Below are 13,798 nucleotides of genomic sequence, written 5' to 3' on the forward strand. Positions count from 1 at the left end.
TTCTAAAAAAATCCTTTTAAGAATATTTATTTGAGATCAAGAGGCTGTGACAGCGCATTGTTGCAGCTTTTTTTTAATTTAAATTGATTTGACAGGTTTCTTTGAATAATGTACTGTTTATTGGACGAATATCATCAAACTGTTATTTGATTTAAGTCAAACCTCATGTGAACTGTTGTATTATCTTAAAAGGAAAAGCGCTTTTATCTATTAAATTATCAAAGGAGAAAAAATTATGGTACAAATTTTGTTGGGACTGCTCGGCGTCCTATTGGTTTATTATCTTTTTTATTTTGTTCGCGATTTAGTTGCAGAACGAGGAAACTGGGGTGGAGGAAACTCTTTAGTCTCAGGTCTGATCGGTCTAGTAACAGATGCGATGGATACGTTAGGAATTGGGAGTTTCGCACCGACGACGATGTTGTTGGAAATGACGAAGCAATTAGACAACGATCGCAAGTTACCGGGAACATTGAATGTTGCCCATACTGTTCCAGTAATTATTGAAGCATTTATTTTTATTACCGTAGTAAAAGTCGCACCTTTAACGCTGTTCTCACTAGTAATTGCAGCGATCGTTGGTTCATATGTAGGTTCTAAAACTGTAAGTAAATTGCCAGAGAAAAAGGTTCAATTTTACATGGGGATTGCCTTGATCGTTACGGCAGGTTTGATGGCCTTGAAACAATTAGGATTGCTTGACTTACTAGGAACAGGAAATTCATTGACTGGTTTGACAGGAATCAAATTGATCATCGGGATTGTTGGGAACTTCATCTTAGGCGCTTTGATGACAATCGGTGTAGGATTGTATGCACCGTGTATGGCTTTGGTTTATATGTTAGGTTTGAATCCATTGGTAGCCTTTCCAATCATGATGGCTTCTTGTGCAGGTTTGATGCCTGTTGCCGGCGTGAACTTCATTAAAACTGGGGATTATGCACGCAAAGTTAGTTTGGCGATTACAATTGGTGGGGTCATTGGGGTCATTATTGCGACCAAATTCGTTACTGGTCTAAACATGAATGTCTTAACATGGATCGTTATTGCCGTAGTAATCTATTCTGGTATCACTTATATCCGCAAAGGATTGCGCAAATAACAGTTAGTTGAAAAAGTTCCTTTCTTATTTTTGGAAAGGGACTTTTTTTGTGCAGAAATTTTGTTTGAATAAATAATTTGGAATGATTACAATAAGGATGATTCAAGGAAAGAGGCGATTTCATGGAATTAACGATCGATGACTTTCAATTGTTTGAGCGTGATTTTTTTGCCTTCAAGCAGTTAAAGGAATTTCATTCACTAGACGAAATAGAGCAAATAAAACAAAATTATAAAGAACACTGGCAAAAATGGAAGACAATACAACAAACGGTAGCAAAATCATTGCCAGAAAATTACCATATGAGCAAACCTAAAATTGAAAGTTGGACCAACGGCTGGAATCTAAGAAATCATTTTTGGTGTGCCTATCGCAATCCGCAACATAGAAACCAAAATGCGTGCTTAGCAACACTGTTGAATAAAAAACAATTTCAAGTTTATTTGATGTTTCAACATTATAAAAGTGATGAACGTGCAGGAAGTTTAGCAGAATACAACGAACTGTTGTCTACGTTGCAGTCGTGGAGCAAACAAGTTGCTGATATTGAATCATACTATATTTGGCCTCAAGTAGAGCACGAGCTGACAGATCATCTGCCGCTTACAGAGTTTTTAGCTGATCACAACCAACCGGAGAAATTAAAAACGGCGATGCAAGATAGAAGTTTTCAACTAGGGAAACTAACGTTTAAAACGGAGAATGCACCAGATATCGTGCAGGAAACGTTGAAAGCATTAGAAGAACTCGCACCATTATATTTTGCATTGAATTGATGTTTTTTAAGATAGAAGTATTTTTGTAAAAATTTTTATCAAGTGCTATGAAATGCCTAAGTTATGCGTATAATAAATAAGCAACATGTAAAGGAGAGCGGCATATGAAGGAACTAGACTTATCTAAATCTTTGTTCGAATTAGTTACTCTTTATCCTGAAGTCAAGGATTTAATGTATAAATTAGGTTTTGATGCAATCACAAAACCAGGAATGTTACAAACGGCAGGGCGATATGTGACGATTCCTAAAGGGGCCAAAATGAAACATATCCCGATGGAGAAAATTATTGAGACATTTGAAGCAAACGGATTTACTGTGAAAGGAGCAAACTGATGGAACGAACAAGAGAACAGCGCCAAGAAAGAATCGTGGAGATCTTGTCACTGCTGCACAAAGGCGGTTCATTTGAAGAAGCCAAAGATCTATTTAATCAAGAATTTGAAGGTGTGGATGTCACGGAGATTACAGCGGCAGAAAAAGCGTTGATTCAAGGTGGGTTGAATCCGCAAGAAATCCAAAAATTGTGTAATATCCATGCGGCGGTCTTCAAAGGATCGATCAATGAAATCCATCGTTCGAATTTGGAACACGAACAGCCTGGACATCCGATTCACACGTTGAAATTAGAGAACCAAGTACTGCAATCTTTACTGACAGATGAGATTGATGGTCTTTTAGTAAAGATGAAAACAGGTGATTGGTCGCAAAAAGATCGTTTGCTCCATGCGTTAGAAGATCTTATGCAAATTGATAAACATTATGCCCGAAAAGAGACTTTGATTTTTTCTTATATGGAAAAATATGGAATCACAGCACCGCCAAAAGTAATGTGGGGTGTGGATGACGATGTGCGCGATCAAGTAAAAGCACTGATCCAATTAGTCAGCTCTGAAAAAGTTGCCTACAATCCCTTGTCTGAAAAATGGGAGCAGGCTAAAAATGAGATTGAAGAGATGATCTTTAAAGAAGAAGAGATCATGGCGCCTATGACGCTAGATGTCTTCAGCTTGAAAGACTGGGAGAAAATCGCAGAAGATAGTTTTGATATTGGATTTGCCTTCATTCCAGAACCGCTTCCTTGGAAAGCGAGCCAATCTGCCTTAGAAAAAGAACAAGAACGGGAGCCTGCGCGACAATTAGCTATCCAGCAAGCCAAAGAAACCACTGAAGGAATCGCTGCTGGCCTAGCTGAAACGGCAGAAAGCACTGCGGAAGAACATTATGATTGGGAAACACAAACTTCAGCCGAAACCATTGTCTTGCCGACTGGGACAATGAAGATGGAAGAGATGATTGCGATGTTCCAAGTTTTACCCGTCGATCTGACTTTTGTAGACAAAGATGACCGCGTACGCTTTTTCTCAGAAGGAAAAAACCGCGTCTTTCCACGGACAAAATCAGTTGTTGGCCGAGAAGTCGTCAATTGTCATCCACCAAAGAGTATGCATATCGTTCAAAAAATCTTAGATGATTTTCGTTCAGGTGCTCGTTCTGAAGCAGACTTTTGGATTGATCTGCATGGGAAAAAAGTATATATTCGCTACTTCGCCTTGAAAAATGAACAAGGAGAGTATCTAGGCTGTTTAGAAGCCACACAGGATATAACTGAAATCCAAGCTATCAAAGGACAAAATCGTTTATTAGATGGAAAAACCGAATAAATAAAAAGAGTTCTCGAAAAAACGAGAACTCTTTTTTTGTCATGATACTGCTAGATTAAATAAATACCTCGTACAAAAGAGGAAAACTTGATAGTAATCAATTAGTTTTTCTAACGGAGTCAGTAAAATAAGGGTATCAAATAAACAAGGAGGAAACAGTCATGCAAAAAGTGATTATCCAATTAGGAACACTGACTTGCCCATCATGTATGCAAAAAATCGAGCATGCGGTAAGTCAACAACCCGGTGTTGAACAAGTCAAAGTTTTATTCAATGCCAGCAAGGTCAAAGTCAATGTTCAATCGGGGACTGATTCAGCCACCTTGAAACAAGCCATTGAACATTTAGGGTATGAAGTAGAAGCCATCAAAGTGAAGGAGCTAGTATAATATGAACGTAGAAGAAAAATATCAAGCAGAACAAATCCAAAGTGATAAAGATCATCATACGCCGACAGCAGGAGCGATGATTAGCCATATCTTGTCTAATCTATTTGTTCACCGAGTGAAATTACGTCAAGCCAACTACTATTTGAAAGGATCTATCCGTGGTTTTGCTGAACCGAGACTAGCAGCGATGATTGCTGAAGAAGACCAGTTATTTGACGAATTAAGTCAGAAGGTGTTAGATGAAGGAGAACTAGTCCCCACAACATTGGAAGAGTTTACTAATTATGCCATGATCAAAGATAGCGGCAAGTTAAAATATGAAGATGCAGAAACGATCCTCAACGAATTAGTAGCGGATTTAGCTACACAAAATCTATTTATCACTCGTGGGATCGCCTTAGCTGAAAAAGAAGAAAAATTTGGTTTAGCAGAATTTCTCAAAAAACTTTATGCTTGGATCAAACATCAATTATTGATTTGGCAACGATATTTAGGAAATGATGTAAATGACGGATTAGAAGAGGACGACGAATAACTACGAATAAGTAAGAAAAAACAAGGAGGATTTCCATGAGTCAAGAACACCTATGCGTTTCTTTAGTACCGTTATTTAACCATCTAGAAGTAGCCGATCAAAGAAAAATCCATGCTTTGGTCACACATCGGATGGTTGATAAAGGCGAGCAGATTTTGACGCCAAATGGCGAGAAACAGCTGGTCATTGTTGCTCGTGGAAATATGAAAGTGTATCAACTTTCTTCAAATGGTAAAGAGCAAGTCTTACGGGTCGTAGAACCTGGTGAATACGAAGGCGAAAATCAATTGTTTGGAGTGAAAAATGATGCGCTGTTTGGTGAAGCACTAGAACCCACCGAAGTATGTATCTTAAGACAGCAAGATTTTTCAAACTTATTGCTGAAATATCCTCAGTTAAGTCTTAAATTATTAGAGATTAATGCGACCAAGATGGTGAAGACTGAACAACAAACTCAGTTTTTGATGATGGAAAAAGTAGAAGAACGTTTAGCGACTTATTTACTTGATCTAGCTAAGGTTGCCGAATCTGATAATCTGGTCTTACCTATGAAGATGAAAGAATTGGCGCTCTTTTTAGGAACGACACCAGAAACACTATCAAGAAAATTTAAATTATTGGAAAGCAAACAGTTGATCAGCCGTCAAAGACGAAAGGTCACTTTGCTTGATCCTGAGGGATTAGAAGACATCTAAATTTGCCAAAAAGAGTTGCGACAATTTTGTCGCAACTCTTTTTTTTGACAATGTGTATGTGTGCAAGCTATTTATTTGAAGGCGTTATTGACATCATCTAACATTAGTTTAACTGATTCTAGACCACCACCGCTTAAATACCAAGTATCCGACTGCAGCGGGATTACTTTTTTATTTTTCCCCGCGGTTGTTTGTGCGACTAATTCATTAGCAGCGACATCGTTGAGACTAGTGTCGCCACCGATTGCTTTTGTACGATCGATGACAAAGAGGACATCCGGATTTTTATCTAAGATATATTCGTAAGAGACGCTTTGGCCGTGAGTCGAAGCTTTGATTGTGTCATCTGATTCTGCAAAACCAAAGGTATCGTAAATGATTCCAAAGCGTGAATCTTTTCCGTAGGTAGATAACTGACCTTCATTAACTAAAACAGTTAAGGCATGATTATTACTTTCTAGCGCTTTTGCTTTCGTTTTTTTGATGCTCGTTTCCAGTGCAGCTAATTGTTTTTGTGCGACGTTTTCTTTGTCGAAGATCTGACCTAATGTTTTAACATTTTGTTTAATCGAATTCCAAGTATTGGAAGGATCAACGGCTAGATATATTGTAGGTGCGATAGCATTTAATTGCTCTAAAAAATCACGTTGCCGGCCAGAAATGATAATCAGATCTGGCTTCATTTGATTGATTTTTTCTAAATCTGGCTCTTTGATTCCACCAGCAGAATCCACATTTTTATAAGTTTTTAGATAAGCGGGTAAGTTATCTGTTGCAGCTGCTGCCACTTTATTTCCTACGCCTAGAGCATCTAAAGTATCAAGTGATCCGTTATCAAAAACGACGACTTTTTCTGGATTTTTAGGAACAGTCACCTGACCGTCAGCATCGGTTACCTCAATTGTTTTTACATTGTTTGTTGCTGTTTTTTCCGTTGAACTTTGGGTTTCAGCATTGTTTGTCGAACCGCAACCACCCAAACTGAAACTTAGCAGCACCATAGATAATCCAACAATATATTTTTTCATTTTATCTCCTCCTGATCTAATTTAAAAATTTCTTTTGAATCTAGCGTTAACAAAATTTAGTTAAAATACATACAAAAACGTTTCCCCTCCAGTTCGCAGATTTTAATGTCCATATCGTATAGCGCATTCAAAATTTGCGGTTGGATCATCTCATTTGTTGTTCCGTGAGCAAAAAGTTGCCCTGCTTTCATCGCGACGATCTCATCTGCGTAACTTGCTGCGAAATTGATGTCATGAATAACTAAAAGAATCGTTTTATGTTCTTCTTCCACTAGTTGACGTAAGGTCTGCATCAAGTGGACGGCGTGGTTCATATCCAGATTATTCAGCGGTTCATCTAGCAGGATATAATCAGTATCTTGTGCCAAAATCATGGCGATATAAGCTCGTTGCAGTTGGCCACCAGATAATGTATCAATCCGTTCTTCTGCCATGTCCATCAATCCCAATTTTTCTAAAGCATAGTCAATCTGAGTTTGATCTTCTGCAGTTAAGCGGCCTTTTGAATAAGGAAAGCGACCAAAACTCACCAACTCACGAACAGTAATCCGTAGATTGACTCCGTTACTTTGTTTTAAGATTGCCAATTTTTTGGCTAATTCGCCAGAGCGCCAAGCCTTTACCTCATGATGGTCGAGATAAATCTGTCCAACGTCGATTGTAATCAATCGACTGATCATTGAAAGCAGGGTACTTTTTCCTGCACCATTTGGACCGATAAAAGCAGTCAACTGTCCTTTTTTGATCGGCAAACAGATTTCAGAGAGCACGTTTTTGATTCCATAATTTTTTGAGACGTCTTTGATATCGATCATTTTTGTCGACTCCTTTCATAAATAATTTTCCAGATAAAATACAAACCACCGATGAATTGAGTGACGACACTGACAGTTGTTTTTAATTGAAAGACTTGTTCGACTAAAAATTGGCTGCCGACTAGAAAAATGATTCCGAGTAAAATCGCTGTTGGAAATAAATAGCGATGCCGATAGGTCGGCATCAATTGGTAGCTGATATTGGCGACGATAAAACCTAAAAATGTGATTGGTCCGACAAGTGCTGTGGCTGTTCCTGTCAATAGACTGATTAAAAACAAAAGCAAAATCTGAAATCTATTGAGTGAGATTCCTAGATTTGTCGCCTGATCGCTGCCTAGATGCAAGACATCTAGATAGCGATTTGCCGCAAATAAGAAAAAAGAACCCAATAAAATAATACCAGCAGCCCAACTTAGATGAAGTGTGTTGATATTGCTAAAACTGGCAAAAAGTCGTCCTTGCAGCAAGTCATATTCGTTAGGATCCATCAACACTTGTAAGAAATTACTAGTACTACTGAACAAAGTTCCTAAGATCATGCCTAACATTAGTAAAATAAATAAATCATGCTGTTGTTTCAATAAAAGTTTAGCCAGCAGCAGACTTAAGAATGCCATCATTAAAATACTGATCAGAAAGACCGCTGTCTGTTTTTGAGCCAACATATTGACACCGCCCAGGATAAAAAAAAGTATGGTTTGGATCAAAACATATAAAGAATCCAAGCCAAGGATATTAGGCGTCAAAAATTGATTTTGAGTCATAGTTTGAAAACTTACGGTGGCCGTTCCAGTCGCTAAAGCGACCAGTAAAAAAGCCATAATCTTTTTTCCACGCAACAGCCAAGCAAATTGAAAATTACCATAGGTGTGATAGGTCAAATAAAGACCGCATAAAAGTAATGCAAGCAACAGCAATCCAAGCAACAGTAGCCCATTTTTTGAGAAGGAGCGTTTCATCCTTGTTTCCTCCTTACTAATAAGTAAATAAAGATCAGGCTGCCTAAGATCCCTACAGTTAGACTGACTGGTACTTCATAAGGAGCGATGACAACACGTGACAAAATATCACAGGTCATTAAAAATAGACTGCCGCTCAATGCAGTAATCCATAAATTTTGTTTTACGTGATCACCATAAATCAGTGAAACAATATTTGGTACGATCACTCCTAAAAAGGGAACGCTTCCTACCATAATCAAAACCAATCCACTAGCAGCAGCAACTAAACCAATTCCTGCTAGTTGAGTCAACTGATAGTGAATTCCTAAACTGATTGCTACATCTTCACCCAAGCCGACAATCGTGAAAAAATAAGCAAAAAAATAAATAATAAAAAATAATGGAATTGTCAGATAGAGCAGTTCATAGCTGCCTTTAGTCACTAATGAAAAATTTCCTTGCAACCAAGAAGACATGTTTTGAATCAATTGAAATTGATAAGCAAAAAAAGTAGCAACAGAGCCAACAATATTACCGAACATCACACCTAATAAAGGTAAAAAAATTGGATCTTTTGTTGGTAATAAACGACTCAATCCTAAAAAGACCATCGTTCCTAAAAAAGCAAAGACAAACGCAGAAAAAGTTCTTACGGTGGTAGAAGCATTAGGTAAAAAAAGCATGACGAGTAAAATTCCCAAGCGAGCACTATCCATCGTTCCAGCCGTGGTTGGAGAAACAAATTTATTTTGAGTGAGATGCTGCATAATCAGCCCGCAAATGCTCATTGTCGCCCCAGCTAAAATCAAACTGATCGTTCGCGGAAGACGTGTAGTCAAAAGAATCAGCCATTGTTGAGCATCTCCTTGCAGCAGAGCTTGCAACATCAAATCTTTTACTCCAATAAAAAGAGAGAGAGCGCTTAACAAAAACAATGTAAAAAAAATTCCTCTTTTTCTCAATAATTCACCTCGTTTATAAATGATAATGATTCTCATTCTCTATATTCATAAAGTTTAGGGGATTAGTAAAATAAATGCAAGTTGTTTTTAGCAAAAAATTTTTTCTTTTTCATAACAGAATGTGTTGAGAAAAAGAAGCAGCAGCATTAATTAAAGTGGATATTTTTCAAATATACTTAGGATGATGCGATAAAATACAACGGATTAAGTGACAAGTAAAAAAGATTTCTTTTTTGTAAATTAATAAAAATTTGTTATTTATTATTGATTTATCGTGAAACAAAATGCTTTTTTATGAATAGGCATTTTGCATAAACTATTGACAGAGCTGGTCCATTTTAGGTACGGTTAGATGTGAATGCGTTATCATGAAGCGGAGGAATGTTCAATGTTCGATTTGAATGGAAAAGTAGCAGTGGTAACAGGTGCCAGTAGTGGCTTGGGAAGAGATGCGGCGATTGCATACGCAGAAGCTGGTGCGAAGGTAGTTTTGTTAGCTAGACGTTTGGAACGTTTGGAAGAATTGGCCGCAGAGATTAAAAAAATGGGTCGCGACGTGTTGGCAATCAAAATGGATGTGACCGATGAGGAAAACGTTAAAGCAGGCATTCAACAAGCTTATGAGCATTTTGGCCACTTGGATATTTTATTAAATAATGCTGGAATCGCCGTGCGCGGCGGAGTGGATTCTTTGACGGTTGAAGACTTCGACAAATCAATGGATGTCAACGTAAAAGGAATTTTCTTGGTCAGTAAATATGTTGTCACGCACATGATAGCTAATAATTACGGTAAGATCGTCAACATTGCTTCAGTCAATGCTGTTATTGCTGATAAAGAAGAGTTGTTTATTCGACATTCATACAATGCTAGTAAAGCAGCTGTTTTAGGACTGACCAAAGGGATGGCGGCTAGTTATGGGAAATATAATATCACCACCAATGCGATTGGACCTGGTTTGTTTGAATCAGAGATGACCGAAGAAACATTGTTCAAATCAAAAGATTTTTTGAATCTCTATCAAAGCTTGAATCCAATGAATCGTCCTGGCAAACACAAAGAATTAAATGGTACGATTCTTTATTTTTCAAGTGATGCATCAAGTTATACCAATGGTCAATTCATTGTCGTTGATGGCGGCATGTCGATTGTCTAAAAATTTTTAGGCACTTTCTCTGCCAGAGAAAGTGCCTATTTTAGAAAAACTATCCTTTTTTTACGTTATATTTGCTACAATTAACAAAGATTTTTAAATTATTGTTGATGTAAAATAAGGTTGGAAGAAGAACAGGGTGGATATAAATGAAAGAGTGTCTCCAATGTGGTCATAAAAATCCGGAAAATGCTCATTTTTGCGAAGAGTGTGGAAATGCATTTAAAATGGATGACCTTAATGAAACAATCGAGTTGAAAAAAGAGTCTTCAGAAAATAATTCTACAAATAAACAATTTTGTCCTAATTGCGGAACAATCATCCCGCCAGACAGCCAATTTTGTACTAGTTGCGGCTATGCATTAAAAGATACACTGGGACCAATTCGCCCAGTCAAACGATCGTTATCAAAAAAACAAAAAAATGGACTTATAGCAGGTTTGCTTTTGTTGGTGTTGTTCGTCGGTGGCTTTTTATTTGGTCGTTACTATTACAGTTACCCACAACAATTAAATCGTTTTGAACAAGTTTTTGAGACGCAAGATCCAAGTAAAATCGCAGAAATCGTCACGTCAGAAGATCCTAACTATAAAGTATCAGCAGGAAATCTTAAAAAATTTATCAGCTATTATCAAGCAGATTCCCATAAGAAAGATTTTTCCGAATTTCTGGCTGATTTAAAAAATGATCCCAGTCAATTAGCCGATTTCTCCGTTCAGGAAAAAGGCCGATTTTGGGGCTTATTTCCACGCTATCAATTGGTCATTCAACCAGTCTATTTGACGATTGCTACTGATCAAGCCGATATGGAGCTATTATTAGATAATAAAAAGCTGGCAACATCTAAAGGGCATGATTATCAAACGACTTGGGGCCCGCTAACACCGGGAAATTATCAAGTTATAGGAAAGTTAGATAATGAAAAAGCAGTGGCTACTCAACAATTGATTCGTTATCATAATCCAAAATTTGAAACAGATAGTCATGTCACAATCAACTTGCACAAGATTTCTTTCAAAGTCACGTCGAATATTGACGGAGCGAAAGTTTTACTGAATGATAAAGAGGTCGGGACGATCCAAAATGGTCAGGCAGAAATCAAAGATGTCGTCTGGCATCAAGGATTAGCAGTACAATTAGCCTATGAAACAGCAAATGATCAGTTAAAAACTGATACGTATCAACTCTCAGCTGATGAATATTTGGCAGATGATTATGATGCAGATAGTTATGCTTCAGAAATCAGTCTAGATTTTGATGCGATTCAAACAAAAGCAGATGTTCAAAGTTATTTAGATGATTTGTATAGTGAGTTATCATCGTATACTTCAACCTACAGTGATTTTGAGACAACAGAAAGAAGAGATTTGGCTGAGTATTTTGTCAATGGATTGGATAATACTGATGAAAAAGACTTTGAGAAATTCATCAATGATATCAAGACAAGTGATAAAAAATTACGAGTCGATGCTCAAGCCAAAGTAGAGACAGTCAGCCTAACAGGTAAAAATACTTATACTGTTCAATATTTAATCTACTACGATACGATCTACAAAGATGATACCCCAGATGTAAATCAAGTGTTCCGCTATAAAAAAGCTACGCTGTATTATAACGAAGACGAAGCCAAGTTTCAGATTGATAATCTCGGCGGCGTCGAAAACTTCGAGACAGTCGATAGCGGGGATGCTTAAAAAAAGGAATGCCTCATGAGGCATTCCTTTTTGTTTATGATAATTTTTCTGACCAATGTAAGGCAAGGTAATAACCAGCAATACCCATACCAATTACGAAACAAGCGGCATCAAAACTGTTCACATCTGGTTTGAAGAGTGCATAGATCATCACTGCCACGAGCCAATTTGTAACGCCCCATAAAACATTTGTCGGCGCAGAAGCCAGTTTTTTCCAAGGGACAGCCCATTTTTCAGCAGTGATTCCTTTAATAAAGTGTGGGACCCCGTTTGCAAATAACATGCCCAGAACGATACAAATAATTGAATCCATCGTATTTTTCTCCTTCATTTGTGTTCAATCTGTAGTATACCGCTTTTTCTCAAATTTTTCTTGCTTATTTTGTAAGAGATTCAGATAACTTGAAAAAAGGGAGCGGATTACTCCACCCCCAAAAGCCACTGTCTAAAAACCGTTTATTTCTAGTTTCCACCCATTAGAAAATCAAGAATATTCCATCCATCAGACGTTGTGTCACGATAAAGCTCAGTATAGCCGCAACGGGTGCAGCTGATCGTAGTAAATTTTTTGTTTTGGACATCAAAAATTTTTGCGAAATTTCCACCAGTTGCTTGGAACTGATCAGAAGTGTAGTGTTGTCCGCCACATTTAGTACAAATATATTGTTTCCGTTCCATCTTTTTCACGCTCCTCTTGGTTGATTCGATTATAGCAAATCTCTGACTGGATTCATCCGACTTTAGGCGTATCTATATTGATACCGTCAGTAAATATTTCATAAAGAGAAGGATCAGTTAAATGACAGATACAAATTTTTGGCTAAAATGATGTGATTTAAAAAGTTAATAATCGAAACGATGACGCTGAAAATCTTTTATTTTTTATTCCATCCATTAAATGACTTATTTAAAGGGCTTTGCTTTTAAGATTTCTCTTTTCTGTTTTATAATAGAGGGCATAAGTAGGAAGTGAGTGAACAACATGGAAGAGAAAAAAACGCAAGGATCGGTGGCGGTGCTGGCAGCGTTGTTAGCCAATGTACTAGTGGCGATCAGCAAATTCATCGGATATATGCTTAGCGGCAGTGCTGCGATGATGAACGAAAGTATCCACAGTGTCGTGGATTGCAGCAATCAAATTTTATTATTATTCGGCAATCGCCGGGCAGCCAGAGGGCAAAGTGAACTGCATCAATTTGGCGAAGGACGAGCAAAATATTTTTTTAGTACAATCGTAGCGACCATGCTATTTTTTGGTGGGGGCGCGTTAGGAATCTGGGAAGCGTTGGAAAAGTTGTTTCATCCTAGCCACGAAGTCACAAATCCGTGGATTATACTGGGGATTTTGCTTTTTGGGATCTTAGTTGAAAGTAGCTCTTTACGAGTGGCAATCAAAGAGATTCGGGAATTAAATACGGAAAAATTATCATTGGTTCGTTTTTTACATGAAAGTCGTCACAGTGAGATCTTGATTATTTTTACAGAAGATTTCTGTGCGGTGATTGGTTTAGTCTTGGCAGTGATCGGGACAGTGTTGACGATGGTGACGGGAAATCCAATGTTTGATGCATTAAGTGGGTTATTGATTGGGTTGATGTTATTGTTTGCGTCAATCTTCTTAGCGCGTGAATTTTATAGCTTGATCATCGGCGAAAGTGTTTCTAAAAATGATTTGTTGAAAATCGAAAATGCCTTTAAACGGGTTGAAGTGAAGAAAGTGATTGATATTAAAACAGTTCATTTAGGCCCGACTGAAGTCATGATCGCAGCTAAGATCGATATTGCAGATTCGTATGAAGGTGTTAGTTATGACGTAGTCAATCAGATTGAACGGGTGATTCGTCGAGCGTTGCCAGATAAAAAGGCGTATATTTATATCGAGACCGACGAGTTCGATCCTGACTATGATCGGAAACGGCAAAATCAATCGGACACATAATTTTTGTGTCCGATTTTTGTTCATTTGAAAGACTAACTATATAGAGTCAAGTGAAAATTAGCTAAATCAAAAAAATATTTTATAACAGTTAATTCCAAAAAAT

Annotated in this window: 16 protein-coding genes; 10 read left to right on the forward strand and 6 right to left on the reverse strand. The window is 37.6% G+C overall.

Annotated features, from left to right (window positions below):
- Positions 1–235: 235 nt before the first annotated feature.
- The 7 genes from P7D84_RS08745 to P7D84_RS08775 all read left to right on the forward strand — a co-directional run bounded on the left by P7D84_RS08745 (position 236) and on the right by P7D84_RS08775 (position 5,160).
- The gene (locus tag P7D84_RS08745; protein ID WP_137603617.1) at positions 236–1,102 is read left to right on the forward strand and encodes a sulfite exporter TauE/SafE family protein; all 867 of its coding nucleotides are present in this window, start codon (positions 236–238) and stop codon (positions 1,100–1,102) included.
- A gap of 122 nt (positions 1,103–1,224) precedes the next feature.
- Positions 1,225–1,878, forward strand: coding sequence for an HI_0552 family protein (locus tag P7D84_RS08750; RefSeq protein ID WP_311806085.1), 654 nt, complete (start codon positions 1,225–1,227; stop codon positions 1,876–1,878).
- Positions 1,879–1,982: 104 nt separating this feature from the next.
- Positions 1,983–2,213, forward strand: coding sequence for a DUF1858 domain-containing protein (locus tag P7D84_RS08755; protein ID WP_137603615.1), 231 nt, complete (start codon positions 1,983–1,985; stop codon positions 2,211–2,213).
- Complete coding sequence (locus tag P7D84_RS08760) at positions 2,213–3,541, forward strand: DUF438 domain-containing protein (protein ID WP_137603614.1); 1,329 nt, start codon at positions 2,213–2,215, stop codon at positions 3,539–3,541. The genes P7D84_RS08755 and P7D84_RS08760 overlap by 1 nt, the downstream gene beginning before the upstream one ends.
- Positions 3,542–3,702: 161 nt before the next feature.
- Positions 3,703–3,930 carry a heavy-metal-associated domain-containing protein gene (locus tag P7D84_RS08765; protein ID WP_311806087.1) on the forward strand — a complete coding sequence of 76 codons (228 nt, stop codon included), beginning with the start codon at positions 3,703–3,705 and terminating at the stop codon, positions 3,928–3,930.
- A gap of 1 nt (position 3,931) precedes the next feature.
- Complete coding sequence (locus P7D84_RS08770; RefSeq protein WP_311806089.1) at positions 3,932–4,465, forward strand: ferritin-like domain-containing protein; 534 nt, start codon at positions 3,932–3,934, stop codon at positions 4,463–4,465.
- A 35-nt stretch (positions 4,466–4,500) separates the two neighbouring features.
- Positions 4,501–5,160: a Crp/Fnr family transcriptional regulator gene (locus P7D84_RS08775; RefSeq protein ID WP_311806090.1), complete on the forward strand. Its 660-nt coding sequence runs from the start codon at positions 4,501–4,503 to the stop codon at positions 5,158–5,160.
- 71 nt (positions 5,161–5,231) lie between these two features.
- On the opposite strand, the gene P7D84_RS08780 is transcribed toward P7D84_RS08775, so the two are convergent.
- Genes P7D84_RS08780 through fitA form a run of 4 tightly spaced genes read right to left on the reverse strand, consistent with a single transcriptional unit; the run spans position 5,232 to position 8,909 of the window.
- Positions 5,232–6,188 carry a siderophore ABC transporter substrate-binding protein gene (locus tag P7D84_RS08780; RefSeq protein ID WP_311806091.1) on the reverse strand — a complete coding sequence of 319 codons (957 nt, stop codon included), beginning with the start codon at positions 6,186–6,188 and terminating at the stop codon, positions 5,232–5,234.
- A gap of 56 nt (positions 6,189–6,244) precedes the next feature.
- On the reverse strand, positions 6,245–7,003 hold the full coding sequence (locus P7D84_RS08785) for an iron ABC transporter ATP-binding protein (RefSeq protein WP_137603609.1): 759 nt from the start codon (positions 7,001–7,003) through the stop codon (positions 6,245–6,247).
- On the reverse strand, positions 7,000–7,965 hold the full coding sequence (locus P7D84_RS08790; protein WP_137603608.1) for an iron chelate uptake ABC transporter family permease subunit: 966 nt from the start codon (positions 7,963–7,965) through the stop codon (positions 7,000–7,002). The genes P7D84_RS08785 and P7D84_RS08790 overlap by 4 nt, the downstream gene beginning before the upstream one ends.
- Positions 7,962–8,909: an iron chelate ABC transporter permease FitA gene (gene fitA / locus P7D84_RS08795; RefSeq protein ID WP_137603607.1), complete on the reverse strand. Its 948-nt coding sequence runs from the start codon at positions 8,907–8,909 to the stop codon at positions 7,962–7,964. The genes P7D84_RS08790 and fitA overlap by 4 nt, the downstream gene beginning before the upstream one ends.
- A 388-nt stretch (positions 8,910–9,297) precedes the next feature.
- On the opposite strand from fitA, the gene P7D84_RS08800 reads away from it, so the two are divergent.
- Positions 9,298–10,065, forward strand: a complete 768-nt coding sequence (locus P7D84_RS08800; protein ID WP_137603606.1) for an SDR family NAD(P)-dependent oxidoreductase — start codon at positions 9,298–9,300, stop codon at positions 10,063–10,065.
- A 146-nt stretch (positions 10,066–10,211) separates the two neighbouring features.
- Complete coding sequence (locus P7D84_RS08805) at positions 10,212–11,756, forward strand: zinc ribbon domain-containing protein (protein WP_311806093.1); 1,545 nt, start codon at positions 10,212–10,214, stop codon at positions 11,754–11,756.
- A 34-nt stretch (positions 11,757–11,790) separates the two neighbouring features.
- On the opposite strand, the gene P7D84_RS08810 is transcribed toward P7D84_RS08805, so the two are convergent.
- Together P7D84_RS08810 and P7D84_RS08815 are read right to left on the reverse strand one after the other, a co-directional pair.
- Positions 11,791–12,069 carry a hypothetical protein gene (locus P7D84_RS08810; protein WP_311800300.1) on the reverse strand — a complete coding sequence of 93 codons (279 nt, stop codon included), beginning with the start codon at positions 12,067–12,069 and terminating at the stop codon, positions 11,791–11,793.
- A 149-nt stretch (positions 12,070–12,218) separates the two neighbouring features.
- A complete protein-coding gene (locus P7D84_RS08815) occupies positions 12,219–12,434 on the reverse strand; it encodes a zinc ribbon domain-containing protein (protein ID WP_137603603.1) in 216 nt (71 codons plus the stop codon).
- Between the two features lie 304 nt (positions 12,435–12,738).
- Between P7D84_RS08815 and P7D84_RS08820 the strand changes: the two genes are divergently transcribed.
- Positions 12,739–13,695, forward strand: coding sequence for a cation diffusion facilitator family transporter (locus P7D84_RS08820; RefSeq protein ID WP_137603602.1), 957 nt, complete (start codon positions 12,739–12,741; stop codon positions 13,693–13,695).
- Positions 13,696–13,798: the final 103 nt, after the last annotated feature.

Source organism: Enterococcus dongliensis, from assembly GCF_031927985.1.
Taxonomy (GTDB): Bacteria; Bacillota; Bacilli; order Lactobacillales; family Enterococcaceae; genus Enterococcus_A; species Enterococcus_A dongliensis.